We start from the raw sequence: 255 nt of genomic DNA, 5'->3' as shown, positions 1-255 counted from the left end.
GGGCCAACCGGCTGGCCCATCATCTGATCGCACTCGGAGTCAGGCCGGATCAGCCGGTGGGGATCTGCGTGGAGCGCAGCCCGGCGATGGTGGTGGGGCTGCTGGCGATCCTGAAGGCGGGGGGCGCGTATGAGCCGCTGGATGCGGCGTATCCGGGCGCGCGGCTGCGGCCGATTCTGGGGGAGGCGGCGCCGCGGCTGGTGCTGGCCGATGCGGCGGGGCGTGCGGCGCTGGGCGGGGAGGCGCTCGCTGGGG

General features: G+C 75.7%; 1 protein-coding gene. It reads left to right on the top strand.

Going from position 1 to position 255, the window contains the following annotated elements; genetic code table 11:
• On the top strand, window positions 1-255 hold a 255-nt coding region (locus AB3X89_RS40675; protein WP_368588114.1), incomplete at both ends, for an AMP-binding protein.

Source organism: Paraburkholderia sp. BR14320 (assembly GCF_040948665.1).
Taxonomy (GTDB): Bacteria; Pseudomonadota; Gammaproteobacteria; order Burkholderiales; family Burkholderiaceae; genus Paraburkholderia; species Paraburkholderia youngii.
Note: the sequence above shows the minus strand (reverse complement) of the source record. Positions and strands in the feature narration are given on the sequence as shown.